Below are 26,175 nucleotides of genomic sequence, written 5' to 3'. Positions count from 1 at the left end.
CTCAATGACCACGGAAGAGGATTCCAGGCGACTCGCCGAGCTCGGTTACAAGCAGGAGCTCGCCCGCACCTGGAGCGGTTTCTCCAACTTCGCCATCTCCTTCTCGATCATCTCCATCCTCGCCGGCTGCTTCACGACCTTCGGCCAAGCCTGGAACTACGGCGGCCCCATCGCCATCTCGTGGGGCTGGCCGATCATCTCGCTGTTCATCCTGATCATCGGTTTCTGCATGTCGGAGCTGGTGTCGGCGTACCCGACGGCGGGCGGCATCTACTGGTGGGCCGCCAAGCTGGGCAAGCCGATCCACGGCTGGTTCACCGGCTGGCTCAACCTGATCGGCCTCATCGCCGTCACCGCGTCGGTCGACTACGGCTGCGCGACCTTCCTCAACATCACCCTCAACCGGCTGACCGGCGGCGCCTGGGAGGGCACGCTGCCGCAGGCGTTCCTGCTGTTCGTGATCGTCCTGGCGCTGCACGCGCTGATCAACATCTTCAGCCACCGGCTGATCTCGCTGCTGCAGAACGTCTCGGTCTGGTGGCACGTGGTCGGCGCCGCGATCGTGGTGGCCATCCTGATCTTCGCCCCGTCCGACCACCAGTCGGCGTCCTTCGTCTTCTTCGGCACCAACGACAACTCGGGCTTCGGCGACGGCTCGGACGGGCTGCCCTTCTGGCTGTACGTGCTGCCGCTCGGCTTCCTGCTCACCCAGTACACGATCACCGGCTTCGACGCCTGCGCCCACGTGTCGGAGGAGACCCAGGGCGCGGCCACCAGCGCGGCCCGAGGACTGTGGCAGTCGATCTTCTACTCGGCGATCGGCGGCTGGATCCTGCTGCTGTCGTTCCTGTTCGCCGCCACGAACGTGGATCAGCTGAACAAGGACGGCGGGTTCGTCGGGTCCATCTTCGAGAGCGCCCTGTCGTCCCCGCTCGCCACGGCGATCTTCGCCATCTCCACGATCGGCCAGTTCTTCTGCGGGATGAGCTGCGTGACCTCGATGTCGCGCATGACGTACGCGTTCTCGCGCGACGGCGCGGTGCCCGGCTGGCGGCTGTGGTCGCGGGTGGACCGCAACCGCACCCCGGTCAACGCGATCATCGCCGGCTGCCTCGCCGCCGCCCTGATCACGCTGCCCGCGCTCTACGCCCCTCCCGGGCTGACCACGCCGGTCGCGTTCTACGCCGTCGTCTCGATCGCGGTCATCGGCCTCTACCTGGCCTTCCTCATCCCGATCTGGCTGCGGCTGCGCATGGGAGAGGCGTTCAAACCGGGGCCGTGGACGCTGGGGCGGAAGTACAAGGCGCTGTGCTGGATCGCCTGCGTCGAGATCGTCATCGTGTCGATCTACTTCGTGATGCCGTTCTCCCCCGCCGGCGTGCCCGGCAGCGCCGACTTCACCTGGACGTCGGTCAACTACGCGCCGATCGCGGTGGGAGTGGTGCTGATCGGGATCGCGCTGTGGTGGGCGCTGTCGGCCCGCCACTGGTTCACGGGTCCGCGCCGCACGGTCGACGACCAGGAAATGCCCGTCTCCTGAAAAAAGGGGTACGGCGCGACCCCCTGGCCGCGCCGTACCCCTCAGGATTTACTTCGTGCCCGGAGCGGCCCAGGAGAGCCGGTCCGTCGGCCACGCGGGCCGCTGGGAGCGCTGCTTGAGCAGGCTCTCCTCAGGCGTGCCCACGGCGCAGCTCGTGCCGTGCGGCGGCACCTTCAGCGAGATCAGGTACTCGTCGAAGATGTCCGTCTGGCACTTGTCCTTGCCGTAGATGCGGTGACCCCAGCCCTCGTACGTGAGCAGCACCGCCTTGGACCCGAGCTGGCGGGCCGCGTTGGCCGACCAGATCCACGGGGTGGCCGGGTCGTGCAGCGAGTTCCCGAGCAGCAGCGGAGCCTCACCGGTGTACTTGAGCGCGTGCGGCGGGTTGGTGGTCGGGTAGTTCATGCAGATCGGCAGGTCGTCGATCGGGTACGGGTGGTACCGCGTGTCCGGCGCGAGGGCGTTGGACACGCGCATGAGCGCGGCGTACTCGGTGTAGTTGCGCACCCGGAGGTTGTAGTCCTGGCACAGGATCGTGGTCGGCAGCTCCGCCACGTCCCCCTCCACGGGCCCGCGGCCGGGCAGCGGGGGCACCCACTCCGGCTCGGCGCCGCCGTTCAGCCAGTTGATCACCTGGCTCAGCGTCTGCCAGTCGGGGCCCTCGTTGCCCAGCGCGGCGTTGTAGATGAGCTGCAGCTCGGTCATCTTCGTGCCGGTGCTCGGGTAGACGAGCTCGCCGCGCTGCGCCTTCTCCCGCAGCGACTTCCAGATCGCGCGGACGTCCTGGCCGTGCAGCACACAACTGGTGTCCTGCTCGCACCAGCCGACGAACTGGTCGAACGCGTCCTCGACGGCGAGCGCCTCGGTGGACAGGAAGCCCGCGACGCCGAGGCTGTGGTCCATATTGCTGTCCAGCCCGAGTGCCCGGACGCGGCCGGGGAACAGCTCGGCGTACATCTGGCCGATCAGGGTGCCGTACGAGATGCCGTAGTAGGTGAGCTTCTCCTCACCGAGGGCGGCGCGCAGCGCGTCCAGGTCGCGGGCGACGTCAGTGGAGTCGACGTGGTCGTACAGCGGTCCGGTACGGGCGCGGCAGTCGGCGTGCAGCTTCTTGGTGAAGGTGTTCCAGGCGTCGAAGTCGGCCTGGCTCTTCATGACGGTGTGCGGCATCTGGTTGTAGACGGACGCCGAGCAGATCACCGGATGGCTGCGCCCGACACCCCGCGGGTCGAAGCCGACGATGTCGAAGCGGCGCTGCAACTCCTCGGTGTAGGAGCCGGGAGCGCCGTAGACGGCCTCCACACCGGAGCCGCCCGGCCCGCCCGGGTTGATCACCAGCGAGCCGATCCTGGCGGCCGGGTCGGTGGCCTTGCGCCGCGCGACCGCGAGGTCGACCTTCGCTCCTGCGGGCTTCGACCAGTCGATCGGCACGCTCAGCGTGCCGCACTCGGCCTCGGGCACCTCTTCACACGGCGCCCAGGCGATGGTGTCAGCGGTGGTGGTGTGCGTCGTCCCGGTGTCCGCGTGCGCGGCCGAGACGGGTAATACCGTCGCCAGCGCCAGGAAGGCGGCGGCGACCAGGGAAAATCTGCTTCGCACGATGCTCCTATCATCAGTCGATCCCCCCGTCGGGGCGTGCGACCGAAGCGGATCATCGCGCATACACGGCCGTGGCCGTGCGGAAAATAACCAGATTTCCTCCGAAAGGATGACGACACCGGTCAGGCGCCGCCATCCTCCGAGAACCGACCGCGGAGCGCTCCCGTCAGGACGCCTCGAAGGCCCCCGCCACGGTCGCGCGTACGTCGTCCATGGCAGTGTCGCCCAGCTCCCGCTTGAGCGAGGTCATGTCCACGTCCGGCATGCCGCACGCGACCGCCCAGTCCCACGGCGTCAGATCGCCGTCGACGTTGAGCGCGAACCCGTGGCTGGTGACGCCCCGGCTCTGCCGCATCCCGATGGACACGATCTTGCGCCCGGTCTCGGCCGTCCAGACCCCGGTCAGCAGCTCGGATCCCGGTGGCGTGTCCCGGCGCTCGGCGGGCAGCCCCAGCTTGCCCAGCGCCTCGACCAGCCGCAGCTCCACCTCGCGCACGTAGTCGACGATGCCCTCGTCCGCGCCCAGCTTGACGATCAGGTAGCCGACGAGCTGGCCGGGACCGTGATAGGTGAGCTGGCCGCCGCGCCCGGTCTCCATGACGGGGATGCCGCGGGAGGGGTCGGGCAGGTGGGCGGTCGGGGTGCGGCGCCCGATCGTGTAGACGGACGGATGGCTGAGCAGCCAGAGCGTGTCAGGACGCTCGTCCCGTTGGCGCTGCCCGACGAGGTCGGTCATGCGCTCCATCGCCTTGTCGTAGTCGACCAGCTCATCCTGGATGAGCGTCAGCGGCCTTGCCCTCATGGTTCGAGGATATGCCGGGCCCTCGATGGAGACGCACGCGGGCGGGCGAGGACGCCTTCGTCCCCGCCCTCCCTCACGTTCAGGCGGCCCGGTAGCCCTTCGGCTCTTCCGGGACCAGGATCCACATGGCGACGTAGACCACCCACAGCGGTCCCGGGATGAGCGACAGCAGCAGCCAGAGGATCCGGACGAGGGTAGGGGGCAGGCCCATCTTGTCGGCCAGACCGCCGCAGACGCCGGCCAGGATCCTGTGCTCTCGTGAGCGGTACATGCTGTTCCTCCGTGTGGTGTCGAACCTACTGGGAGAACGGACGAGCGGGCCGTCAGACTCCCGTCAGGAACCCTGAGAAAACCCTGTAAGGGTCAGCCAATCATGTGCCATGCCCAGATGTCGGCTGGTCAGTCCCCGTTCCGGATCCACGTGAACGAGCAGGAAGTCGGTCAGACCCTGACGCACCCTGAGATACTCCTCGTCCTCCGCCCACACCTGGTCGTCGAACCAGACGAACGGCCGCCGCCCCGCGTACGCCGCCACGTGCGGCGTCTTGAACATCTCCCCCTGCTCACAGGGCACGTCGGGGCTCAAGGAGATGACCGGCAGGGAGGGCAGGCCGATCCGGGGAGCGATCCAGTCGTTGGCGTGGTGCTCCCAGGTGGTGGCCCAGACCAGCTCGGAGCCGGTGGTCAGGGCCAGGTCGAGCAGGCGGCGGCCGTGGCGGGGGTTGAGGTGCACGGTGTAGACCTCGCCGCCGACCGTGCACCGGTAACGCCGGAAGTCGGGGTTCGGCCGTCCCATCGGGTTGAGCACGCCGTCCACGTCGAGCAGGAGCAGCGGCTTCACCGGACGGCCCGGTGTTCCTGCGGGGTGATGCCGCGGACGCGTTTGAAGGCCGCGCTGAGCGCGAACGGGCTGCCGTACCCGACCTTCCTGGCCACGGAGCCGATCGTGGCGTCGGGCTCTCGCAGCAGGTCGGCGGCCAGGGCGAGGCGCCAGTCGGTGAGGAAGGCCATCGGCGGCTCGCCGACCAGCTCGGTGAAGCGCCTGGCCAGCGAGGCCCTGGACACGCCCACCTCGGTGGCCAGCGCGGCCACGGTCCACGGGTGGGCGGGGTTGTTGTGCAGCAGGCGCATGGCCTTGCCGACGACGGGGTCGCTCATCGCGCGGTACCAGGCGGGAGCCTCGTTCGTGGCGAAGTGGGCCCGCAGCACCGCGATGAGCAGCAGGTCGAGCAGCCGGTCGAGGACCGCCTCCTGGCCCGGCTCGTCCTTGACGATCTCCGCGCCGAGCAGCGAGATCAGCGGGCCGCCCGGCTGCACGATGAGCTGGGGCAGCGCCTCCAGCAGCCGCCGGGTGACCTCGCCCTCCATGGTGTAGGTGCCGGTCAGCAGCACGGTGGGGCCCTCCGGGTCGTTGCCCCACGTCCGTACGCCGAGGTCCATGCTCTCGTAGAGCGACTCGCCGTCGAGGGTGGTGCAGCGCTGGCCCGGGTCGATGATGATCTGCGGCTTGGTGCCGGGTTCGTCCGTCATCGTGTACGGCTCCGGCCCCCGCGCGATGGCCACCTGCCCCGCCTCCAGGTGAACGGGGTCGCCGCCGTCGAACGTGATCCACGAATCGCCGCGGACCTGCGCCACCAGCGACAGCGGCGCCTCGTCCTGGATGCGCAGCCCCCAGGGCGGGGCCAGGATCGTCCGGAGCAGGAAGGCGCCGCGCGCTCTCGGGCCGTCCAGGAGCGCCGCGAGCTGGTCCATGGGGTAGACGATCGCATATGGGATTGCGCTTCTCAACCATGGAGAGTCTTATCGGTATCGGGACTTACTAGAGGCATGACGATTCTCGTTCTCGGCGGCACCGGGAAGACCGGCCGCCGCATCGCCGACCGGCTCAGCGCGCGTGGCCTGCCCGTACGGATCGGGTCGCGCTCCGCCTCCCCCGCCTTCGACTGGCAGGACCGCTCGACCTGGCGCGACGCGCTCGACGGCGTGACGGCCGTCTACCTGTCCTACTATCCCGACCTGGCCTTTCCCGGCGCGTACGACGACGTCAAGGCGTTCACGGAGCTGGCCGTGAGCTCGGGCGCGCGGCGGCTGGTGCTGCTGTCCGGCCGGGGCGAGCCGGAGGCGCAGGCCAGCGAGCGGACGGTGCGGGAGTCGGGCGCGGAGTGGACGGTGCTGCGCTGCTCCTGGTTCATGCAGAACTTCAGCGAGGACTTCCTGCTCGGCTCGGTCCTCGACGGCGTCATCGCGCTGCCCGCCGCCGACGTGCCCGAGCCGTTCGTGGACGTGGAGGACATCGTGGACGTCGCGGTGGCGGCGTTCACCGAGGAGGGGCACGCGGGCAGGCTGTACGAGCTGACGGGGCCCCGGCTGCTGACGTTCGCCGACGTGGCGGCCGAGCTCTCCCGGGCCACAGGAAGGACGATCGTGTTCCTCCGGGTCACGCCAGAGGAGTACGTGACCTCGGCCGTCGAGCACGGCGTGACCGTCGGCGAGGCGCACGGCCTGACCCACCTGTTCACCGACATCCTGGACGGCCGCAACGCCACCGTCACCGACGGCGTGCGCCAGGCCCTCGGCCGCCCGGCCAGGGACTTCACCGACTTCGCGCGCGCCTCCGCACAGGTCTGGAAGCGCTAGAGCCGGGTACCACCGCCGTGGACTCCGCACAGGTCTGGCAGCCTCGGGATCGCTGAGCGTCAGGGCCGCACCACCGCCGCCGGGTCCCAGCCGGGCCTGGGCACGGAGTCCAGCAGCAGCCGCGTGTACGGGTGCTCCGGCTCGGCCAGCACCCGCTCCACCGGCCCCCGCTCGACCACGACCCCCCGGTGCAGCACCAGCGTCTCCTCGCACAGGTGCCGCACCACGGCCAGGTCGTGGCTGACGAACAGCAGCGCGACCCCCGACTCCCTGCGTACGCCGGCCAGCAGTTCCAGGATCTGCGCCTGGATCGACACGTCGAGCGCGGCCACCGCCTCGTCCAGCACCAGCACCGACGGCTCCACCGCCAGCGCCCTGGCGATGGCCAGGCGCTGCCGCTGGCCGCCGCTGAGCCGGTGCGGCCGCGCCCCGGCCTCCCTGGCGCCGAGCCCCACCTGCTCCAGCAGCTCGGCGGCGCGCGCCCGGGGTCTGCCGTGCAGCCTGAGCGCCGTGTGCAGGCACTCCTCGGCCGTCAGCCGGGGGTCGAGCGAGAGGTACGGGTCCTGGAAGACCATCTGGATCTCCCTGGCCCGGCGCAGCCTGGCGGCCCGGCCGCGCTCCCTCGTGCCCCGCTCCCGCCCGGCCACGGCGATCGTGCCCGAGTCGGGGGCGACCAGGCCGACGAGCATGCGGGCGATCGTGGTCTTGCCCGACCCCGACTCGCCCACCAGCCCGAGCGAGCCGCCCGCGGCCAGGTCGAACGTGACGTCGTCCGCCGCCACCGTGGCGCCGAAGGACTTGCGCAGTGCGCGTACGGACAGCATCAGGCCTCCACCAGACGGCAGGCGGCGGTGCCGCCGGAGACGGCCACGGGCCGCGGCGGCTCTTCCTCGCAGGCGGCCGTGGCCTCGGGGCAGCGGGGCGCGAACGGGCAGCCCGTGAAGGCGTCGTCCAGCGAGGGCGGCCGGCCGGGGATGGGCCGGATCGGCCGCGGGTCGCCCAGCTCGGGCGTGCAGGCCAGCAGGCCGGCGGTGTAGGGGTGGCGAGGGTCGGCGAACAGCTCCTTGGCCGGCCGCGACTCCACCACCGTGCCCGCGTAGAGCACGTGGACGCGGTCGCAGAAGGCGGCGGCCAGGTGCAGGTCATGGGTGATGAACAACATGCCGAGCTCCCGTTCCGCCTGCACCCGGCGCAGCAGCGCGAGCGTCTCGGCCTGCGTGGTGACGTCGAGCGCGCTCGTCGCCTCGTCGGCCAGCAGCAGCGCCGGGTCGGCGGCCAGCGCGGCGGCGATCACCACCCGCTGGAGCATGCCGCCGGACAGCTCGTGCGGATACTGCCGCAGCCGCGCCCCGGGGTCGCGCATCCCCACCGCGTCCAGCAGTTCCAGCGCCCGCGTCCGCGCCTCGGCCTTGGGCCGGCCCAGGGTGCGGACCATACGCTCGGTCAGGAAGTCGCCGATCCTGCGCACCGGGTTGAGCGACGAGCGCGGATCCTGGTAGACCATCGACACCTTCGAGGCGCGCAGGTCGCGCAAGGCGCCCTGGCCCATCGTCAGCACGTCCTCGCCCTCGACCGCGACCCGCCCGGAGACGCGGGCGCCGGCGGGGAGCAGGCGCAGCACCGAGCGGGCGATCGTGGACTTGCCCGAGCCGGACTCGCCGACCAGCCCCACGATCTCGCCCCTGCCGACCGACAGCGACACCTCGCGCAGGATCGGCCGCCGCCCGCCCGCCTCGATCGTCAGCCCTTCCACGGACAGCAGCATCACGTCCCCCTCACCCCCATGCGGTCGGCCAGGCGCACGCCGATCACGTTGAACGACACGACCACCAGGGCGATGGCCGCGCCCGGCACCAGCACCGGCAGGAACGCCCCCTGCACGATGGCCGGCTGCCCCTCCTTGACCATGAGCCCCCAGTCGGAGGACGGCGGCTGCGCGCCGAACCCGAGGAAGCTCAGCGTGGCCAGGCTCATGAGCCCCTCGCCGAACAGCACGACCAGGTAGCCCACGAGCGAGCGGGCCATGTTGGGCACCAGGTGCCGCACGCAGATGGCGAACCCGCCCATGCCCTGCACCCGGTAGGCGTCGATGTACGGTTTGCCGCACTCGCCCAGCGCCACGCTGCGGGTGTACTTGGCGATCGTCGGCGTGTACGCCAGCCCCAGCGCCACCACGGCCGTGGTCATCCCGTTGCCGAACACGGCCACGATCAGCACCACGAACAGCAGCCCGGGGAAGGCGTACATGACGTCGGTCAGCCGGGACACGACGGCGTCCACCCAGCCCCGGTGCCAGGCGGCCAGCGTGCCGAGCGCGACGCCCAGCGCCGAGGCGATGGCCAGCAGGATCAGCGGGCCGATCAGCGAGGTACGGGCGCCGTACAGGACCCTGGTGAGCAGGTCGCGGCCGGACTGGTCGGCGCCGAGCGGGTGGCCCGGCGACATGGGCGCGAGCGTGGCGGCGAAGTCGACCGCCTCAGGCGCGTAGGGGGCGACCAGCGGCGCCAGCACCGCCGCCGCGACGACGAGGCCGAGGAACGCCGTGGCCAGCAGCTGGCCGAGCGGCCGCGCGGGCTTCGGGGAGAGTGTGGCGACGAGTGTGGTCATGCCCGGCTCCTCACTCTGGGGTCGATCAGGGGATGCAGCAGCTCGACCGCGGTGGTCACGGCGATGTACGCGGCCACCATGAGCAGCAGCACCGCCTGCGTGACGGGGAAGTCGTGCGTGTTGATCGCGTTCACCAGCAACGAGCCGATCCCGTTGAGCCCGAAGGCGGTCTCCACCGTCACCGTCCCGGCCAGCATCCCGGCCGTGACCAGCCCGCACATCGTCACGATCGGCCCCAGCGCGCCGCGGAAGACGTGCCGCACCACGATCAGCCGCTCGGACAGCCCGCCGGCGCGGGCCACGCTCACGTGGTCGAGCTCGCGCTGCTCGATCATGGACTGCCTGGTCACCCGGCTGATGATGGCCAGCGCGCCGAGCGCGAGCGTGACAGCCGGCAGCGTCAGGTGCCACAGCGAGCCGCCGCCCATGACGGGGAACCAGCCGAGCTGCACGCCGAACAGCGAGATCAGCACCGTCGCGGTGACGAACGCCGGCACGGAGGTGGCGAACGTCGTGCCCGCCACCACCGCCGAGTCGGTCCGCCCGCCGCGCACCGCGGCCAGCACCCCCAGCGCGATCCCGAACACCACGAACAGCACCGAGGCGTAGGCGACCAGCGCGAGCGTGCTCGGCAGCCGGGCCGCCATCAGGTCGGACACCTGGTCGTGGTACTGCGTGGAACGCCCGAGGTCGCCGGTCACCGCGTCGCCGAGCCAGCGGCCGTACTGCACCAGGAACGGATCGTCCAGGTGGTACTGGGCCCGGATCGCGGCCAGGTATTCGGGCGTCAGGTTCTCCTTGCCGCCCGCCAGGAACGTGACCGGGTCGCCGGGCGCCGCGTACGACGCTGCGAAGATCACGAACGAGGTGGCGAGCAGCGTGGCGACCAGCCCGGCCAGCTTGCGGACCACCGGCTCAGCCCTTGGCCCCGAGATCGGCCGCCCACGGGTAGCCCATGTGCACCTGCGAGGCGGGCGGGCCCGTGACCTTGGCCCCGAGCACGACCGCGTTGGGCACCTCGACCAGCGAGATCCACACCATGTCGGCGGTGAACATGCGCTGCAGCTCGATGACGTGCTTGGCGCGGGCCGCGGTGTCGGTGGTCTCCAGCGCCTCGGCCACCAGCTTGTCGTAGGCGGGCGAGCTGTACTTCACCCAGTTGTTGGCCGAGCCGGTCAGGCCGTTGTCGTAGAAGCCGATGGGGTCGGACTTGGTGATGTACCAGTCGTCGGGGACCAGGTCGACCTGGGCACGCAGCGACTTGTCGGTGTAGAAGCTGCCGAACTCGGACGAGGGCACGGTCTTGATCTGCGCGGTCAGGCCGATCTTCGTGGCCGCGTCGACGACGGCGTTGGCGATGACCGTCCGCGACTGCTCGCCGTCGGTCGCCACCACGATCGGCTCCTTCGGCGAGCCCGCCTCCGCCACCAGCTTCTTGGCCTGCTCGACCTGGGGCGTGTCGGGAGCGCCTGTCAGCTCGTCGAAGGCCGTCTGGAACGCCTCCTTCTCGTACGACCACGCCCCGGCCCCCACCGGCACCTTCCACGGCCTGGCCAGCCCCGCGAACCCGGACTTGGCGATGCCGGCCCGGTCCACGGCCAGCGACAGCGCCCGCCGGATCTTCGGGTCCTTCATCACGCCGCGGTCGGTCGGCAGCAACACGAACACCCGGGTGGTAGTGCCGTAGGCCACGCTGACCGCCTGGTTGCTCTGCAGCGCCACGGCCGGTCCCGTGTCGGACAGGTAGGCGCCCTGCGCCGCTCCCGTCACGAGGCTGTTGACCAGCGCCGTGTCCTGGGCCCACTGGAAGACGACGGTCCTGGTGAGCGGCTTGACGTCCTTGTTCCAGTACGCGTCGTAACGCTCGATGGTCATGTGCGAGCCGGACTTCCACTCCTTGAGCCGGTACGGCCCGCCGCAGGCGTCCTCCTTGCCCGGCGAGCCGAAGTCCTCGCCCTGCGCCTGCACCACCTTCCGGTTGAGCACGATGCCCGCGCCCCCGGCGATGGCCTGCTCGAACAGAGCGTTGGGCCGCTTGAACGTGATCGTGACCTCGTGCTCACCGCTCTTGGCGATGGACTCGACGTCCTCGAACTCGTCGGATTCGTCCATGCCCTCGCCCGCGTGCCGCTTCAGGCTCCACACGACGTCGTCGGCCGTGACCGGCGAGCCGTCGTGGAACGTGGCGTCCCCGCGCAGCGTGAGCACCATCGTCTTGGGGTCGGGGCGCGCGGTCCGCTCGGCCAGCCAGGGTTTGACGGTCATGTCGGGCTGGGTCTGCATGAGGCGCTCGCAGACGTTCGCCATGACCGTGCGGTTGGGGGTGCCGCCGTCGGAGTCGAGGTCGAGGGTGCCCGGCTCCTCGTCGAGCAGCCAGACGGCGCGGTCGAGCGGCCCCGCCGCCCTGGCGGTGCGGTCGACGAGGGTGAGCTTGGCGGGATCGGGCGCCTTGGTGGTCGCGGCGGGCCCGCCGCACGCGGCGACCAGGCCGGCCAGCCCGGCGAGGGCGAGCAGCTTCTTCACGGGGTCACTTCTCCATGCGGTCCGTCGTAGAGGTTCCAGGGCACGCGCTCGTACTCGTGGTCGCAGGGCGTGCCGGCCGCGATCAAGTAGTCGCCCGTGGTCAGGTCGACGCAGCTCGACAGCAGGGTCGCCCACCGCTTCACGGCGGGCTGGGTGAGGTCGGGGTGGGTGCAGAGGGACTCGGGGTAGCCCAGGTGGTCGGACATGGCGAACCTGATCCGCTTGCGCACCTCGTCGGTGCCGGACGCCTCGCGCACCGTACGCAGCCCGCCCTCGGCCCGCGGCACGCGGAACAGCGAGTCGGCCGAGCCGGGCCGGTAGGTGGCGGCGAGCTGCGGCGGCACGAACGCCTGGTAGTGGTTGCCGTGCACGAGCAGCCCGTCCGTGGGATACATCCAGCCCACGGCGCCGGGCGTGGTCTCCAGGTCGATCGCGAACCCGTCGCGGTGCGTGACCAGCGCGTTGCTGGCGATGTGGGCCCGCGACTTGGTCAGCGCCTCCAGCGCGGTGTTGAGGTTGTCGCTGTCCAGCACCCTGCGCCTGATCAGGGTCTGCGGCACGCCCACGGTGTCGTCGAAGCGCCCGCCGAGCCCGTTGGCGTTGAGCGCGATGCCCGCCGAGTTGGCCCCCTGCCGCCCGACCTGCCCCGCCTCCACGTGCATGATGACCGTCGGCCGTCCCGGCTGGACGACCCTGAGCACCATCAGCGTGTCGGACACGCCGTCGCGCCAGTCCCAGTTCTGGCCGGCGTAGACGTGGCCGTCGCCGGACACCTCCCCCAGCATCGCGAACGACGTGCAGCCGTCGGGCTCCATGGAGCTGAAGGTGGTGTCGTAGATGATCTCGCCGCGGGCGTTGAGCGCGAGCACGTCGAGGAAGCCGACCCCGGCCCCCTCGGCGATGCCCTCCATCTCCTCGACCAGCTCCGGCGCGAACGCCCTGCTGGGCTCGATCCAGTGCGCCGCCCGCTCCACGACCTGCTCCCATGACAGGCCGCTGGAGTGCGCGAACGCCTCCGCGTAGTAGGTCAGCGCGCGTTCGATCCGTTCGCGCGCCTGCTCGCCGTACTGCCGCCCGCGTTCGCGAGGAGCGCCGGAGATCTCGACGAGAGGCAGGGATGTGAGGCTCAATGGTGCTCCTTGGACCGACCCGGTGCCTGTAATGTCCATTTCAGGAAGCGGCGAGTCTGTAGCGGTCGTTTCCAAGACAGGGTAATGAGCGCTACACAGGAGTCAAGAACCGTAATGGAAAATACACACAGCCCGATCGAACAGCTCAGGGCCCAGGTACGGCAGCTCTGGGAGGAGCTGTCGCCGGCCGAGCGGGCGGTGTGCCACTACCTGATCTCCGCCTCGCCCGAGCAGATCCTCTTCGCCAGCGCGCAGGAGCTCGGCACCGCCACCGGCACCAGCAACGCCACGGTGGTGCGGACGATGCAGCGGCTCGGCTTCGGCGGCCTGCCGGGGCTCAAGCGGGCGCTGGCGGCCGAGTTCACCTCGGCGGTGGCCCCCGACGTCCGCCTGCGGCAGCGCGTCAGCCACGTCGGCCAGGACCTGACCGGCATCTGGGAGCGGGTCTTCGACGAGGCCCGCGAACGGGTCGAACACTGCAGGGGGCTGCTGGACGCGGAGGCGTTCAAGAAGGCGGTCGAGCTGCTGGTCGACGCGCCCGGCGTGTTCGTCTACGGCGCGGGCGCCTCCGAGCCGGCCGGCCACCACCTGGCGCTCAAGCTCAACCGGCGCGGCCACCGCGCCCGCGCCGTCTCGACCACCGGCTTCGCCCTGGCGGACGACCTGATCCAGCTCGCGCACGGCGAGGTGCTGGTGATCTTCCAGCCGGCCCGCAAGCTCAAGGAGCTCACCGTGCTGATCGACCGGGCGCACGCCGTGGGCGCGAACATCGTGCTAATTTCCGATGAACTCGGCGGTTCGTTCGCCGACCGCGTGGACGCCGTGCTGGCCGCCCCGCACACGCCCACCGGCATCACGGCCGAACCCCTGACCGGCATCATCGTGGCCGACGCGCTGCTGCTGGCGCTCGACTCGCTCGACGAGTCCCGCTCTGTCGAGAACTCCCACCAGCTCAACGCGCTACGACGGCAACTCCTGGACACCCGATCGGACCCCCGATTCCGCTAACCTCACCCTCGTCACTCCCGCGTGTGCTGGAAAGGTGTCGTCGTGATCGGCTGGCTAGAAGCGGTGATCTTGGGGTTGGTCCAAGGGCTCACGGAGTTCCTGCCGATCTCCTCCAGCGCCCACATCCGGGTGGTCTCCGCGTTCGCCGGCTGGAAGGACCCGGGGGCCGCCTTCACGGCGGTGATCCAGCTCGGCACCGAGGCGGCCGTGCTGATCTACTTCCGCAAGGAGATCTGGGAGATCATCTCCACCTGGACGCGCTCGCTCTTCGACAAGAGCCTGCGCGGCCACTGGGCGGCCCGCATGGGCTGGTACGTCATCGTCGGCACGCTGCCCATCGGCATCCTCGGCCTCACGCTGAAGGACCAGATCGAGACCAGCTTCCGCGACCTGCGCCTGGTCGGCACCACGCTGATCGTCTTCGCCTGCATCCTGTGGTACGCCGACCACACCGCCCGCAACAAGCTCACGCTGGAGAAGCACCTCAGCTTCACCCACGCCGTCCTCTACGGCTTCGCCCAGTCGCTGGCCCTCATCCCCGGCGTGTCCCGCTCGGGCGGCACGGTGACCGCCGGCCTGCTGCTCGACTACCGCCGCGAGGACGCGGCCAAATACTCGTTCCTGCTGGCCATCCCCGCCGTGCTGGCCTCGGGGTTGTTCGAGCTGAAGGACATCGGCGAGGGCCCGGCCCCCGACTGGGGGCCGACGATCCTCGCCACCGTCATCTCCTTCGTCGTCGGCTATCTGGCGGTGGCCTGGTTCCTGCGTTACATCAGCACCCACCGCTTCACCCTCTTCGTGATCTACCGGATCCTGCTCGGCGTCTTCGTCATCTTCGCGGTCAGCGTCGGCTGGATTCCGGCTCAGGGCTGACCCGCGCCGCCGGATAGCAGGCCGCCCACGCCTCGTCGCCCATGCGCAGGATCTTCCAGCCGATCCAGCCGAGCGCGGTCACGGGGGCGGCCCAGAACGGCACGGTGGCGGGGCCGTACGAGACCGCGAACGACCCGAGATAGCCGGCCGTCACCACCGCCGGCGCCCACCACCCCACGAACCCGGCCCGCCACACGGCCGCGGTCAGCACCGGCAGGCCGAGGAAGCCGAAGAACATCCACGGGAGCTGGAACCCGAACACCACGCCGGGCAGCCCCAGCATCTCGTCCAGGATCCGCTGCGCCTCCTCCGGCGGATGATGCCGCCCCAGCCACCACTCGACGGGGTCGCTGAGCAACAGCCCGGACAACTGCAGGTAGCCGAGCATCGTGAGCGCGCCCGCGACGTGGCCGAGCCTGGTCGCCCTGCGCCTGGTCAGGTGCACGAGGCCGAGCACGGCCACGGCCATGAGCATCCAGCTCCAGTGGTAGAGCACGGACTGGATCTGGGCGAGCACGGGATTCGCGCCGAAGCTGACCGCCTCGCGGTCGTCGCCCCAGGTGCCGGGATCGACGACGACGGCGAGAGCCTGGAGCAGCGGGGCCACGATGAGCAGGACTCCTGCCGTGACGCGGCGGAAGGTCACCTGGTCTCTGAACATGCCGCCGACGGTAGGCGCGCCGGACCCCGCCCGTCGTCCGCCTGCCGGGCTACCGCCCGTCCCCTTCGCGAGTGACCCGTTATAGGCATCTCCTATGGCGGCCGCTCGGATTTCGTCTTTGCTCCTCGTTCTTTTCCTTGCGTACGGTGAACCTGCTCGGCCCGCGAATATCCGCGCCGAGCGAATTCGGCAATTCAGGAGGGGCCATGACGCTCGGAAACGGATCAGGAGAGCTCAGGGGAAAACGAGCCCTCGTCACGGGAGGTTCCCGGGGAATCGGGGCGGCGGTCGTGCGGCGGCTGCTTGAGGAGGGCGCCGAGGTGCTGGCCACCGCCAGGACGACCGCGTACCCGGCGCCGGAGGGGGCCGCCTTCGTGACGGCCGACATCCGCACCGAGGCCGGAACCCAGGCTCTGGCCGCGACCGTCCAGGAGACGTTCGGCGGGGTGGACATCGTGGTGCACAACGCGGGCGGCGCCCGGGCCGGCGACAGCGCCGTGACGATCCCCGACGCGGACTGGCAGGACGCGCTGGACCTCAACCTGCTCGCGGCCGTGCGGCTGAACGCCCTGCTCACGCCGGGGATGCGGGACCAGGGCTCGGGGGCGATCGTGCACATCTCCACCGCCGCGCTGCTCCCGCCGGTGCCGGTCTTCGCGCACTACCAGGCGGCCAAGGCGGGGCTGGAGAGCTACAGCCGGGCGCTGGCCGCGGAGCTGGCCCCGTTCGGGGTCCGGGTCAACGCCCTGGCCCCCGGCAGGACCGCCACCCCCGGCGGCGAGGAGACGCGCCGGCGGTGGGCGAGCACCGACGAGGATTCGGGCGCGACCGGCACGCCGCCGCTCGGGCGCGAAGGCCTGCCGGGCGACATCGCGAACGCGGTGCTCTTCCTCGTGTCCGACCAGTCGAGCTGGATCACCGGGACCAGTTTCTCCGTGGACGGCGGCGAATATCCCAGGAATTGACGGCGACCTGTCGTTGTTTATTAACGAAGGAATTGTGACATGAGTAAATACAGCGGCAAGAATGTCGTGGTCACCGGCGGCAGCAGCGGCATCGGGCTCGCCATCGCGCAATCGCTGGCGGCCGGCGGGGCCCGGGTGGCGATCACCGGCCGGTCCCAGGCCGCGCTCGACGCCGCGCGGGAGCGCATCGGCGCGAACGCGATCGCCGTCCGCGGCGACGTCTCCTCGCTCTCCGACCTGGACACGCTGGCGGACCGGGTGAAGGCCGAGTTCGGCACGATCGAGGCGCTGTTCGTCAACGCGGGCGTCACCGCCCTCACGCCGTTCGAGTCGACGACCGAGCAGGCGTATGACAAGCTGTTCGCGATCAACGTCAAGGGCGCCTTCTTCACCGTGCAGAAGCTCGCCCCGCTGCTGAGCAGGGGCGCCGGCGTCGTCCTGACCACCTCGGTGGCCGGCGTCGTCGGCATCAAGGACAGCAGCGTCTACGCGGCCGGCAAGGCGGCGCTGCGCTCCATGGCCCGCAGCTTCTCCCGCGAGCTGCTGCCGCGCGAGATCCGGGTCAACGCGATCAGCCCCGGTCCCGTCGACACGGGGGTGCTGGAGCGCTCGATGTCCAAGGAGGCCGCGGCGGAGTTCATCGCGGAGCGGGTCGCGGACAATCCCATGAAGCGGCTGGGCGCCCTCGACGAGATCGCCGCCGCGGCCGCGTTCCTCGCCTTCGACGCGACGTACACGGCGGGGGTCGAACTCGCCGTGGACGGCGGCGTCACCCAGCTCTGAGCGGCCGCGCGTCGTTCACCGCGCCACCTTCGCCGTGCGGCTCATCGGCGCGTGACCAGAAGGAGGCGGAGCTGTTCCAGGTCTCCTGGCGCAGGAGCTCCAGCAGCGCCGTCGCCGCCGGGCCCGAGTCGGGCTGGACCACCGCGATGACGGGCTGGGACACGGCGGGGAACACCGGACGCGCGAGGTGCTCGTAGCCGCTGGGCACCGCGGAGGCGGGGACGAGCGTCACGCCCAGGCCATGGGCGGCCCACCGCACCGCCGTCGCCGTCTGGGACACGCGGGCGACCGTGGCCGGCCTCAGCCCGTTGTCGCTCGCCACCTCCTCCAGCACGCCGTCGAGCGCACTCTCGCGGTCGAACCTGACCCACGGCTCCCCCTCCAGCGCACGCAGGTCCACCCGGTCCGCGGCGAGCTGCCGGTGCCCGGCGCCCAGCACCGCGACGAACTCCTCGTCGCCGAGGCGGTGGGCGTCGGCGGGGCCCCGCCGGCACTGCGCCATCAGGGCGAGATCCGTCAGCCGCCTGCGGCACAGCTGCTCCATCTCGGCGGAGCTCGACTCCTCGAAGACGGTGACCTCCAGCCGCGGGAAGCGGCGCCGCAGCGCGCCCAGCGCGCCCGGCAGCTGCCGGGTGCCGAAGCCCAGCTGCGCCGCGACGACGAGCTCGCCCACCAGGTCGTCCGCACCGGCCCGCGCCGTCTCCCTGGCCCGCCGCGCCGCGTTCACCGCGATCTCCGCCTCCTGGAGGAACGCCCGGCCGACCGCGGTGGGCACCAGCCCGGCCGGCGTCCGGTCGAACAACGTCACGCCGAGGTCGCGCTCCAGGTTGCGGATCTGCTGGGACATCGACGGCTGGGCGACGCTCAGCGACTCCGCCGCCGCCGTCACCGAGCCCTCAGCGGCGACCGCCAGGGCGTACTCGAACTGACGCAGACTCATCGGCTCCGCCCTCTCCTGGGCGGAAACGCGGTCCACCCCGTCGTCATCGTTCCTGGAAGCGCACACCTCAGCCGCACCCGGCGACCCGGGTCTTTCGTTCCCGGCCACCCTCGCCTCAACGCGCTCCCCCCGTGAACCCTTCCTCGGCGGCGGCGCCGACCAGCTAGGAAACCCGGCGCGGGTAGCGGCTGCACAGGGCGAAGACGACGGCGAAGAGGGTCCACGCCAGGACGTACGCCACCGGATGCGCCCAGACCTCACCGATCACGTCGCTGAGTGCCGCGCGGCCCTCGAAATAGATCAGCAGGCCCAGCAGTGCCCCCGGTATCGCGCCCCACCACCGCCGCCACCACACGTCGTACGCGACCACCTCGAACGCCACCAGGGCGACCGGGCCGAACAACAGGAAGTTGAGGCGGGGCGGCTGGGAGAGGAAGGCCGCCAGCACCATGACCGCCACCGCCGACCCCGCCGTCAGCAGGACGAGGGCAGCCAGCGGCGCGGGTTCGTCACGCGGGTCGTCCTCCGGTTGCGGCGCGGGGGCCTGCTCGTCCTGGCGAGGAACCGGCTCGTCTTGGGGCTGCGGCGTGGGGGCCCGCTCGTCCTGGCCGGGCACGGGCTCGTCGCTCGGGTCACGGTCGTCTGACACATCCGACATTATGGCCAACAGCCTTCCCCAGCGGGGAAAGCCGACGAGCCCGGCACCCGGCACTAGCCGACCGGTTCGGTCACCTGAGGGACGAGCTTCGGTGCGCGGTAGGTGGCCAGGGTGAACAGCAGGGCCGCCAGGCCCAGGCCGGCGGACAGCGTGATCACGCCCACTCGTCCGTACGCGTCCAGCGCCACCCCACCGGCCAGCCCCGCCACGAACAGGCCGAAGTACTGGGCCGACGACAGCAGGCCCAGGCCGATCGAGACGTTACCGGGCATCGCGGTGACGGTCCTGAACTGCTGGGCGGGGGCGATCATCCAGCCGACCGCGCCCCACAGGAAGCCCCAGAGCAGCGCGAGGGGCAGGGCGAGGTTCGCGACGGGGATGAGGGCGACGAACACGAAGGCGGCCGACATCCCGATCAGGATCATCCGGCGCGGCCCGTACGCGTCGGACAACCGCCCGCCGAGCAGGTTGCCCACGATCCCGCCCAGCCCCCAGGCCCACAGCAGCGCGGGCAGCGGCAGGTCGAACAGCGAGCCGATGTAGGTGTAGGCGCTGAACCCCGACGCGAAGACCAGCAACTGCGTGGCCATCACCGCCATCACCCGCCGGTCGCGCAGCGGCTCGAACCGCTCCCGCAGCCGCCCGGACGCCGGGATCCGCACGTCGGGCACCAGCGCGGCCACCCCGACGAGCCCGAGCAGGCCCAGCCCTGAGACCATCCACAACGTCGCCCGCCAGCTCGCCGTCTCACCCAGCCAGGTGCCGAGCGGCACCCCGATGGCCGACGACACGCTCAGCCCGCCCATCACCAGCGCCAGCGCGCGCCCGCGCCGGTCGGGCGTGGTCAGCGCGTTCGCCACGGCCGACGAGGTCGGCGTGAACATGGCCGCCCCCGCCGCGGCGATCACCCGGGTGAGGATCACCAGCGGGTACGTCGGCGCCAGCGCGCTCAGCACGTTGCCGGCCACGAACACCCCCATGGCCAGCAACAGCAGCGTCCTGCGCGGCAGGTGGATCGTCAGAGCCGCGAGCAGGGGCGAGAGCACCGCGTACGCCAGCGCGAACACCGTCATGAGCTGGCCCGCGGCCGACCGGGAGACCCCCAGGTCGGTCGAGATCGGGCCCAGCAGCCCGGCGGTGACGAACATGCCCGTACCGATCGCGAAATTTCCGGCGGCCATCGGATAGAGCCGTGAACTCACGGAAGCCTCCTCCAGCAAAAGTTTGATGCCCATCAAACTGACTTATAGTTGGATCGTTGTCAAACAATGAGACGAAGGTAGGCTTCCGTCATGCGCCTGCTACCGCACCCCGCGACGGAGGACATCGAGCTCACAGAGGTTCTGCGGGCGCTGTCCGACCCCGTCCGCCTGGAGATCACCATCCGCCTCGCCATCGCCGGGGAGATGAACTGCACCACCGCGGCCGACCACCTCGGGGTGCACAAGTCGACCGCCTCGCACCACTACCGGGCCTTGCGGGAGGCCGGCGTGGTCGAGACGAAGCAGGAAGGTCGGCTGAAGTACATGAGCCTGCGCCGCACCGATCTCGACGCCCGCTTCCCCGGCCTGCTCGACGCGGTCCTGCACGCGGCGAACCGCCCCTCAAGACGCCCGGTCTCAGCGCACCAGGCTGATGCCCGTGCCTGACGGCGCCCTGCCCATCCACCACGTGCTGCCCGAGCTGCTGGCCGCGCTCCACGGGCACGGCAGCGCGGTGCTGACCGCGCCGCCCGGCACCGGCAAGACCACCGTGGTGCCCCTGGCGCTGGCCGGGGCGGGCATGCGGGTGGTGGTGGCCGAGCCGCGGCGGCTGGCCGTACGCGCGGCGGCCCGGCGCATGGGCGTGAGCTACACGATCAGGGGCGAGCGGCACGTGGGCGCCAACCCCATGGTCGAGGTCGTCACGACCGGCGTGCTGCTGCAGCGGCTCCAGCGGGACCAGGAGCTGGCCGGGGTCGACGCGGTCATGCTGGACGAATGCCACGAACGCCACCTCGACGCGGACACCGCGCTGGCGTTCCTGCTCGACGTACGCGAGACGCTCCGCCCCGACCTGCGCCTCCTGGCCACCTCCGCCACCGCCGACGCCGCCCCGTGGGCCGGACTGCTCGGCGGCCCCGTCGTCGCCGCCACCGGGAACACCCACCCCGTGGAGACGGTCTGGGCCCCGCCGCCGCGCCCGGTCGCGCCGCCGCACGGCCTGCGCGTCGATCCCGTGCTGCTGTCGCACGTGGCCTCGGTGGTCCGCAGGGCGCTGGCCGAACGGGACGGCGACGTGCTGTGCTTCCTGCCCGGCGTGAGCGAGATCGCCAAGGTGGCCGGCATGCTGGCCGGCGACGTCGAGCAGCTGCTCCAGGTGCACGGCCAGGCTCCAGCTCACGTTCAGGACGCCGTGCTGTCGCCGGGGGCGGGGCGCAGGGTGGTGCTGGCCACGTCCGTCGCCGAGTCGAGCCTGACCGTTCCCGGCGTGCGGGTGGTGGTGGACTGCGGGCTGGCCCGCGAGCCGCGGACCGACCACGCGCGCGGCCTGGGCTCCCTCACCACGGTCCGGGTTTCCAGAGCCTCCGCCGCCCAGCGGGCCGGACGGGCGGGCCGTGAGGCGCCCGGCGCCGTCTACCGCTGCTGGACGGCGGCCGAGCACGAGCGCCTGGCCGAGCACGCCCGGCCGGAGATCGCGCTCGCCGACCTGACCGGCTTCGCCCTCCAGGCGGCCTGCTGGGGCAGCCGGGACGCGCACGGCCTCGCCCTGCTCGACCCGCCGCCCGCCGCCGCCATGTCCGCCGCCACCGCGACGCTGCGGCTGCTCGGCGCCCTGGACGACGCCTCCCGCGTCACCGCCCGTGGCCGCCGGATGGCGCTGGCCGGGGTGCATCCCCGGCTGGCCAGGGCCCTGCTCGACCTCGGTCCCCGGGCCGCGGAGGTGGTGGCGCTGTTGTCGGAGCAGCTGCCCAGGGACGCCTCCGACGACCTGGTGGAGGTCTGGCGTACGGCCCGCCGCGGCGGCACCGGCTTCGCGGTCCGCTGGCGCCAGGAATCCACCCGCCTCCGCCGCACCGCCACCGGTGCGGCGGCCCTCGGGCGGGAACTGTCGGAGGACGCGCTGGCCGGGATGGCGGTGGCGCTGGCGTTTCCCGAGCGGGTGGCGCGCAGGCGCGGTGGCGGGTTCCTCATGGCCTCGGGCACCCAGGCGCAGCCGGCCGAGGGCTCCAGGCTCGCGACCGCGCAGTGGCTGGCCGTCGCGGTCGCCGACCGTCCGACCGGCTCGGCCTCGGCCCGCGTCAGGCAGGCGGTGGTGATCGACGAGGCGACGGCCAGGATGGCGGCGGGCACCACGGTCGAGGACGAGGTCGAGTGGAAGGTGCCGCCGGGCGGGCGCCGCGGCGACGTGTCCGCCCGCAGGGTCGAGCGCCTGGGCGCGATCGAGCTGTCCGCCAGCCCGCTCAAGGACGCCGACGTCCACGAGGCCATCCGGTACGGCCTGCGTACGGAAGACCTGCTGACCTGGACGAAACCCGCCAAGGAGCTGCGCGACCGGCTGGCGTTCTGCCACCGGGCGATCGGCCCGCCCTGGCCGTCCATGGACGCGCTCGTCGACCTGGCCGACCAGTGGCTGGAGCCCGAGCTGTCCAGGGCCCGCCGCCGCGCCGACGTGGAGCGCATCGACGTCGCCTCGGCGCTGCGCCGCCTGATCCCGTGGAGCGAACGGCTGGACGCGGTCGCCCCGGAACGCCTGGAGGTCCCCACCGGCTCGCGCATTCGCGTCGACTACTCGGGTGAGCAGCCGGTGCTGGCGGTGAAGCTGCAGGAGCTGTTCGGCCGGCAGGAGACGCCGCTGATCGCGGGCGTGCCGGTCCTGGTCCACCTGCTGTCGCCCGCGGGCCGGCCGCTGGCGGTCACCGCGGACCTGGCCTCGTTCTGGCGCGACGGCTACCGCCACGTACGCGCGGAGATGCGCGGCCGCTACCCCAAGCACCCCTGGCCGGAGGACCCGCTCACCGCGCCGCCCACCCGCCGGACGAAAGGACGGACATGACCGGCTGGCAGACCGTGGCGGCCCGCGACAACGCCTCGTGGTGCGACCTGATGTGCCGCGCCCACGGCAGGCCGGGCACGTTCACCGAGCGCGCCTGGACCAACCCGGCCAGGACCCCGCCCTTCTACCCCGACGCCGTCACGCTCTCCCCCGACGCCACGGCGGCCGACGTGCTCGGCCGCATCGACGCGGGTCCCGGCGCTTCGGTCAAGGACAGCTTCGCCACGCTCGCCCTTCCCGGCTTCGAGGTGCTGTTCGAGGCGCGCTGGATCCACCGCGACGCTCCCGGCCGCACGCCCACCGCCTGGACGGTGGTCGAGGACGCGGACACCCTGCGCGACTGGGAGCGGGCCTTCGGCGAGCCCGGCCTGTTCCCGCCCGCGCTGCTCGAAGAGGCGACGATCGTGTCCGGCCGGACGAACGGCGAGATCACCGCCGGCGCGATCCTCACCACCGGCGGCCCCGCCGTCGGCGTCTCCAACGTCTTCGGCCCCGACGAGGACGCAGCCTGGGAGGGCACCCTGGCCATGGCAGCCGAGCTCTTCCCCGGCCGCCCCCTGGTCGGCTACGAGATCGACCCGGCCACCGCCCTCCGCCACGGCTTCACCACGACCGGCGCCCTGCGCGTGTGGATCAAGCCCTGAGGCCGTACGTCAGTTGACGAGATCGTCCAGCGTCGGGTTCTCGATCATCGGATGCCGCTCCCCGCCCACCCCCATGTCCTTGAACCCGCTGGACGTCGCCACACACACCACGGGCCCGTCGAACTCGCGCCGCAGCCTCCGGTACCCGGCCAGCCCCGCCGCGCCCGACAGCTCCTGCCACAGCCCCTGCCCGGCCAGGTCGCGCTGCGCCCGCCGCAGCTCGTCGTCGGTGACCAGCACGGCCTCGCCGCCGCTGTCGCGCACGGCCAGCACGCCCCGGTGCCCGCCGACGGTGCCCGCGACGCTGTACGCCTCGGTGGGGCCCAGCTCGACGATCGCGGCGGGCGCGCCGGTGGCCAGGGCCCTGGCGTGCGGCCCACCGGCGGCCGACTCGCAGGAGAACATCCGCGGCGTCCGCTCCGCCAGCCCGAGCAGCCGCAGCTCGGTGAAGCCCTTCCACACCCCGTAGAGCAGCTCGGCGTAGCCGGTGGGCACGAGGACGGCCGCCGGCACCGTCCGGCCGAGCTGCAGGAACAGCTCGTACGCGATCGTCTTGTAGCCTTCGGGCCCGAACGGGTGCCCGGTGTGGGTGACGGTCTGGTTGCTGACCGGGTGGTAGCCGAGCCGGTCGACGACCTCCCGCAGCAGCGGCCAGCGCGCCGCGACCGGCACGGACACGACCTTCGCCCCGTACGCGCGGGCGAACGTCTGCACGGCCGGCGGCGAGTCGGCCGAGGAGAGCACGATGGCGGGCAGCCCGGCCCTGGCCGCGTAGGCGGCGGCGGAGGCGCCGTGGTTGCCCGAGGAGGCCACCACCACGCCGGGCGCGCCGGCGGCCACGGCGGCGCTGACCGCGACCCGGTTGAGCCGGTCCTTGTGCGACCACGTCGGATTGCGTGATTCGTCCTTGATGTGCACGTCCCCGAACTCCACCAGCGGCGTCCCGCCCTCCCCCAGCGTGGGCACCGCCAGGGGCGGCAGCAGCGGGGACCACCGCGCGAGGTCGGGGCCCGGCTCCTGGTCGAACAGGGCGCGGTCCGCCTTCGCGTAGTCGTACACGACGTCGAGCGGATAGGCGATCTCGTCGGTGCTGGTCCTGGGGCAGCCCCGCGTCAGCGGCGGGAACAGGGGATATTCGGCCGAGGGGTCGCCCAGCGAACGCTGGCGCAGGGCGAGCGAAGATCCGTTCACGTGGATCGACCCTATCGAGCCTCGCCACGATGCGGGAAAACCTGCAGACTCGAATCATGTTGTGGGCAGGCAGGTCCGCCATCGAGATCGCGACGGCCGTACGGCACGGGGACGTCAAGGCCACGACCGTCGTCGAGGAGCATCTCCATGCCATCTCGGAGCGGGACACCAGGGTCGGGGCGTTCCGTGCGGTCAGGGAGCAGGCCGTGGACGAGGCGCGGGAGCTGCAGAGACGGCGCGATCTGCCGGATCTGCCGCTCGCGGGCGTGCCGGTCGCAGTCAAAGACAACCTGGAGGTCGCGGGCGAGGCCACCCGCGGCGGGTCGGCCGCCACCTCCGACGCACCGGCGGCCGAGGACCACGTGACGGTGGCACGGCTGCGCGCGGCGGGCGCGGTGGTCATCGGCGTGACCAACCTGCCGGAGCTGGGGCTGGTGGCGTTCGGCGACAGCGCGTACGGCGTCGTACGCAACCCCTGGAACCCCGCGCGCACGGCGGGGGGATCGTCGGCGGGCAGCGCCGCGGCGGTGGCGGCGGGCATGGTGCCGATCGCGCTCGGCAACGACGGCATGGGCTCGTTGCGCATCCCCGCGGCCTGCTGCGGCGTGCTGGCGATCAAGCCGGGCGCGGATCTGGTGCCGCCGCCGACGGACGACTGGGACCGGCTGACCGAGAACGGCCCGATCGCCACGACCGCCGCCGACCTGTCGCTGGCGCTGTCCGTGCTGGCCGCGGACCCGTCGCTGGCGGAGGCGTGGCGCGGCGGCCGCCGGGTCGAGCCCGTGCCGCGCATGCTCCGCTCGGTCTGGGCGGACGACGACGAGGTGTGGGAGCCGCAGCCGCCGCCCGCCGGCCCCGAGCCGTTCGACCTGCGGGTGGCCTACGCGCCGCAGCCGCTGCCGCCCGGACTGCCGGTCGACAAGGAGTTCCGGGCCGCGGTGCGCGGGGCGGCGGAGACGCTGCGCCTGGCCGGGCACACGGTGGTCGAGCACGACGGCACGCTGCCCGCCTGGCTCGGCCCGGCCACGGTCGCGACGTGGCTGGTCAGGGCCGCCGAGTCGGTCGAAGGGCTGGACCGGTGGCGGCTCGAACGCCGGACCCGCGCGCTGGCCCGGGCCGGCCGGGTGCTCGCCGCGCTCAAGCTGGACGGCGCGCGGAGTCGCGCGCGCTGGCACGGGTACGGCGCCGACCAGTGGCTCGGCGACGCGGACGTGCTGATCATGCCCGCCCTGGCCGCCGTCGCGCCGCGGGCCGAGCGCTACGGGCGGCGTGGCCTGCTGCGCAACGCGCAGACCAACATCAGGTACGCCCCCGCCACGGGCCCGTGGAACATGTGCGGCTGGCCCGCCATGGCCGTCCCCCTGGCCACCCATTCCTGCGGGCTGCCGATCGCCGTCCAGCTCGTGGCGCCGCCCGGCGGCGAGCCCCACCTGCTCGGCCTGGCCGCCCAGCTCCAGTCCGCGCATCCGCCGCTCAGACCGCCGGGCTTCACCTACTGAGCCGTCCCGAGCCGTCCCGAGGCCGTCCCGGGCCGTCCCGCCGAGGCCGTCCCAGCTGTCCCCAGCCGTCCTGAGCCACT

At 72.0% G+C, this 26,175-nt stretch carries 26 protein-coding genes; 10 read left to right on the top strand and 16 right to left on the bottom strand.

Translation table 11 applies throughout. The features are described 5' to 3' along the window. Positions 1–4: 4 nt before the first annotated feature. Positions 5–1,540 carry an amino acid permease gene (locus B0I32_RS25295; RefSeq protein ID WP_106243864.1) on the top strand — a complete coding sequence of 512 codons (1,536 nt, stop codon included), beginning with the start codon at positions 5–7 and terminating at the stop codon, positions 1,538–1,540. 48 nt (positions 1,541–1,588) lie between these two features. Here the strand turns inward: B0I32_RS25295 and B0I32_RS25290 are convergent, their stop codons facing one another. The 5 genes from B0I32_RS25290 to B0I32_RS25270 form a co-directional block, all read right to left on the bottom strand. Then, complete coding sequence (locus B0I32_RS25290) at positions 1,589–3,139, bottom strand: alpha/beta fold hydrolase (RefSeq protein ID WP_181307765.1); 1,551 nt, start codon at positions 3,137–3,139, stop codon at positions 1,589–1,591. A gap of 166 nt (positions 3,140–3,305) precedes the next feature. Continuing rightward, positions 3,306–3,941 (bottom strand): lipoyl(octanoyl) transferase LipB, encoded by a 636-nt coding sequence (gene lipB, locus B0I32_RS25285; RefSeq protein WP_106243859.1) that lies wholly within the window; start codon positions 3,939–3,941, stop codon positions 3,306–3,308. Between the two features lie 79 nt (positions 3,942–4,020). After that, complete coding sequence (locus B0I32_RS25280; protein ID WP_106243857.1) at positions 4,021–4,212, bottom strand: PspC domain-containing protein; 192 nt, start codon at positions 4,210–4,212, stop codon at positions 4,021–4,023. Positions 4,213–4,275: 63 nt separating this feature from the next. Further along, positions 4,276–4,782, bottom strand: coding sequence for an HAD domain-containing protein (locus B0I32_RS25275; protein ID WP_245956017.1), 507 nt, complete (start codon positions 4,780–4,782; stop codon positions 4,276–4,278). Continuing rightward, positions 4,779–5,693 (bottom strand): AraC family transcriptional regulator, encoded by a 915-nt coding sequence (locus B0I32_RS25270; protein ID WP_106243855.1) that lies wholly within the window; start codon positions 5,691–5,693, stop codon positions 4,779–4,781. Before B0I32_RS25270 ends, B0I32_RS25275 begins: the two co-directional genes overlap by 4 nt. 75 nt (positions 5,694–5,768) lie before the next feature. On the opposite strand from B0I32_RS25270, the gene B0I32_RS25265 reads away from it, so the two are divergent. Continuing rightward, a complete protein-coding gene (locus tag B0I32_RS25265) occupies positions 5,769–6,578 on the top strand; it encodes an NmrA family NAD(P)-binding protein (protein ID WP_106243853.1) in 810 nt (269 codons plus the stop codon). A 59-nt stretch (positions 6,579–6,637) separates the two neighbouring features. Here the strand turns inward: B0I32_RS25265 and B0I32_RS25260 are convergent, their stop codons facing one another. The 6 genes from B0I32_RS25260 to B0I32_RS25235 are packed head-to-tail and all read right to left on the bottom strand — an operon-like array spanning position 6,638 to position 12,838. Beyond that, entirely contained in the window at positions 6,638–7,402 is a 765-nt protein-coding gene (locus tag B0I32_RS25260; protein WP_106243850.1) for an ABC transporter ATP-binding protein, read from the bottom strand. Beyond that, positions 7,402–8,343 carry an ABC transporter ATP-binding protein gene (locus B0I32_RS25255; RefSeq protein ID WP_106243848.1) on the bottom strand — a complete coding sequence of 314 codons (942 nt, stop codon included), beginning with the start codon at positions 8,341–8,343 and terminating at the stop codon, positions 7,402–7,404. The genes B0I32_RS25260 and B0I32_RS25255 overlap by 1 nt, the downstream gene beginning before the upstream one ends. Next, positions 8,343–9,185, bottom strand: a complete 843-nt coding sequence (locus B0I32_RS25250) for an ABC transporter permease (RefSeq protein ID WP_106243846.1) — start codon at positions 9,183–9,185, stop codon at positions 8,343–8,345. The genes B0I32_RS25255 and B0I32_RS25250 overlap by 1 nt, the downstream gene beginning before the upstream one ends. Beyond that, positions 9,182–10,096, bottom strand: coding sequence for an ABC transporter permease (locus B0I32_RS25245; protein ID WP_219912011.1), 915 nt, complete (start codon positions 10,094–10,096; stop codon positions 9,182–9,184). The genes B0I32_RS25250 and B0I32_RS25245 overlap by 4 nt, the downstream gene beginning before the upstream one ends. Before the next feature lie 4 nt (positions 10,097–10,100). Beyond that, the gene (locus tag B0I32_RS25240) at positions 10,101–11,708 is read right to left on the bottom strand and encodes an ABC transporter substrate-binding protein (RefSeq protein ID WP_219912010.1); all 1,608 of its coding nucleotides are present in this window, start codon (positions 11,706–11,708) and stop codon (positions 10,101–10,103) included. Then, a complete protein-coding gene (locus tag B0I32_RS25235) occupies positions 11,705–12,838 on the bottom strand; it encodes a C45 family autoproteolytic acyltransferase/hydrolase (protein ID WP_245956016.1) in 1,134 nt (377 codons plus the stop codon). The genes B0I32_RS25240 and B0I32_RS25235 overlap by 4 nt, the downstream gene beginning before the upstream one ends. A 114-nt stretch (positions 12,839–12,952) precedes the next feature. Here B0I32_RS25235 and B0I32_RS25230 point away from each other — a divergent pair, with 114 nt between their 5' ends. Then, positions 12,953–13,846 (top strand): MurR/RpiR family transcriptional regulator, encoded by an 894-nt coding sequence (locus B0I32_RS25230; protein WP_219912009.1) that lies wholly within the window; start codon positions 12,953–12,955, stop codon positions 13,844–13,846. A gap of 42 nt (positions 13,847–13,888) precedes the next feature. Beyond that, a complete protein-coding gene (locus tag B0I32_RS25225) occupies positions 13,889–14,719 on the top strand; it encodes an undecaprenyl-diphosphate phosphatase (RefSeq protein ID WP_219912008.1) in 831 nt (276 codons plus the stop codon). On the opposite strand, the gene B0I32_RS25220 is transcribed toward B0I32_RS25225, so the two are convergent. Then, positions 14,688–15,380, bottom strand: coding sequence for a hypothetical protein (locus B0I32_RS25220; protein ID WP_106243838.1), 693 nt, complete (start codon positions 15,378–15,380; stop codon positions 14,688–14,690). The genes B0I32_RS25225 and B0I32_RS25220 overlap by 32 nt on opposite strands. Before the next feature lie 206 nt (positions 15,381–15,586). On the opposite strand from B0I32_RS25220, the gene B0I32_RS25215 reads away from it, so the two are divergent. After that, on the top strand, positions 15,587–16,345 hold the full coding sequence (locus tag B0I32_RS25215) for an oxidoreductase (protein ID WP_106243835.1): 759 nt from the start codon (positions 15,587–15,589) through the stop codon (positions 16,343–16,345). Positions 16,346–16,384: 39 nt separating this feature from the next. Continuing rightward, entirely contained in the window at positions 16,385–17,128 is a 744-nt protein-coding gene (locus tag B0I32_RS25210; protein ID WP_106243834.1) for an SDR family oxidoreductase, read from the top strand. Here the strand turns inward: B0I32_RS25210 and B0I32_RS25205 are convergent. The 3 genes from B0I32_RS25205 to B0I32_RS25195 all read right to left on the bottom strand — a co-directional run bounded on the left by B0I32_RS25205 (position 17,115) and on the right by B0I32_RS25195 (position 19,928). Continuing rightward, positions 17,115–18,068, bottom strand: coding sequence for a LysR family transcriptional regulator (locus tag B0I32_RS25205; RefSeq protein WP_181307763.1), 954 nt, complete (start codon positions 18,066–18,068; stop codon positions 17,115–17,117). The genes B0I32_RS25210 and B0I32_RS25205 overlap by 14 nt on opposite strands. Positions 18,069–18,231: 163 nt before the next feature. Beyond that, positions 18,232–18,717, bottom strand: coding sequence for a hypothetical protein (locus B0I32_RS25200; RefSeq protein ID WP_106243831.1), 486 nt, complete (start codon positions 18,715–18,717; stop codon positions 18,232–18,234). Positions 18,718–18,779: 62 nt separating this feature from the next. After that, positions 18,780–19,928, bottom strand: a complete 1,149-nt coding sequence (locus B0I32_RS25195) for an MFS transporter (protein WP_181307761.1) — start codon at positions 19,926–19,928, stop codon at positions 18,780–18,782. 90 nt (positions 19,929–20,018) lie between these two features. Here B0I32_RS25195 and B0I32_RS25190 point away from each other — a divergent pair, with 90 nt between their 5' ends. The 3 genes from B0I32_RS25190 to B0I32_RS25180 are packed head-to-tail and all read left to right on the top strand — an operon-like array spanning position 20,019 to position 23,405. After that, on the top strand, positions 20,019–20,375 hold the full coding sequence (locus B0I32_RS25190) for an ArsR/SmtB family transcription factor (RefSeq protein WP_106243828.1): 357 nt from the start codon (positions 20,019–20,021) through the stop codon (positions 20,373–20,375). Then, positions 20,362–22,761, top strand: coding sequence for an ATP-dependent helicase HrpB (hrpB, locus tag B0I32_RS25185; protein WP_106243826.1), 2,400 nt, complete (start codon positions 20,362–20,364; stop codon positions 22,759–22,761). The genes B0I32_RS25190 and hrpB overlap by 14 nt, the downstream gene beginning before the upstream one ends. Beyond that, positions 22,758–23,405: a hypothetical protein gene (locus B0I32_RS25180; protein WP_106243823.1), complete on the top strand. Its 648-nt coding sequence runs from the start codon at positions 22,758–22,760 to the stop codon at positions 23,403–23,405. Before hrpB ends, B0I32_RS25180 begins: the two co-directional genes overlap by 4 nt. 9 nt (positions 23,406–23,414) lie before the next feature. Here the strand turns inward: B0I32_RS25180 and B0I32_RS25175 are convergent, their stop codons facing one another. Continuing rightward, entirely contained in the window at positions 23,415–24,596 is a 1,182-nt protein-coding gene (locus tag B0I32_RS25175) for a threonine synthase (RefSeq protein ID WP_106243821.1), read from the bottom strand. Positions 24,597–24,652: 56 nt separating this feature from the next. On the opposite strand from B0I32_RS25175, the gene B0I32_RS25170 reads away from it, so the two are divergent. Further along, on the top strand, positions 24,653–26,095 hold the full coding sequence (locus B0I32_RS25170; protein WP_106243819.1) for an amidase: 1,443 nt from the start codon (positions 24,653–24,655) through the stop codon (positions 26,093–26,095). The last annotated feature ends 80 nt before the right edge of the window (positions 26,096–26,175 follow it).

Origin of the sequence: Nonomuraea fuscirosea (genome assembly GCF_003001935.1) — a bacterium.
Taxonomy (GTDB): Bacteria; Actinomycetota; Actinomycetes; order Streptosporangiales; family Streptosporangiaceae; genus Nonomuraea; species Nonomuraea fuscirosea.
The sequence above is the reverse complement of the archived record's forward strand: the minus strand, read 5'-3'. Positions and strand labels throughout refer to the sequence as shown.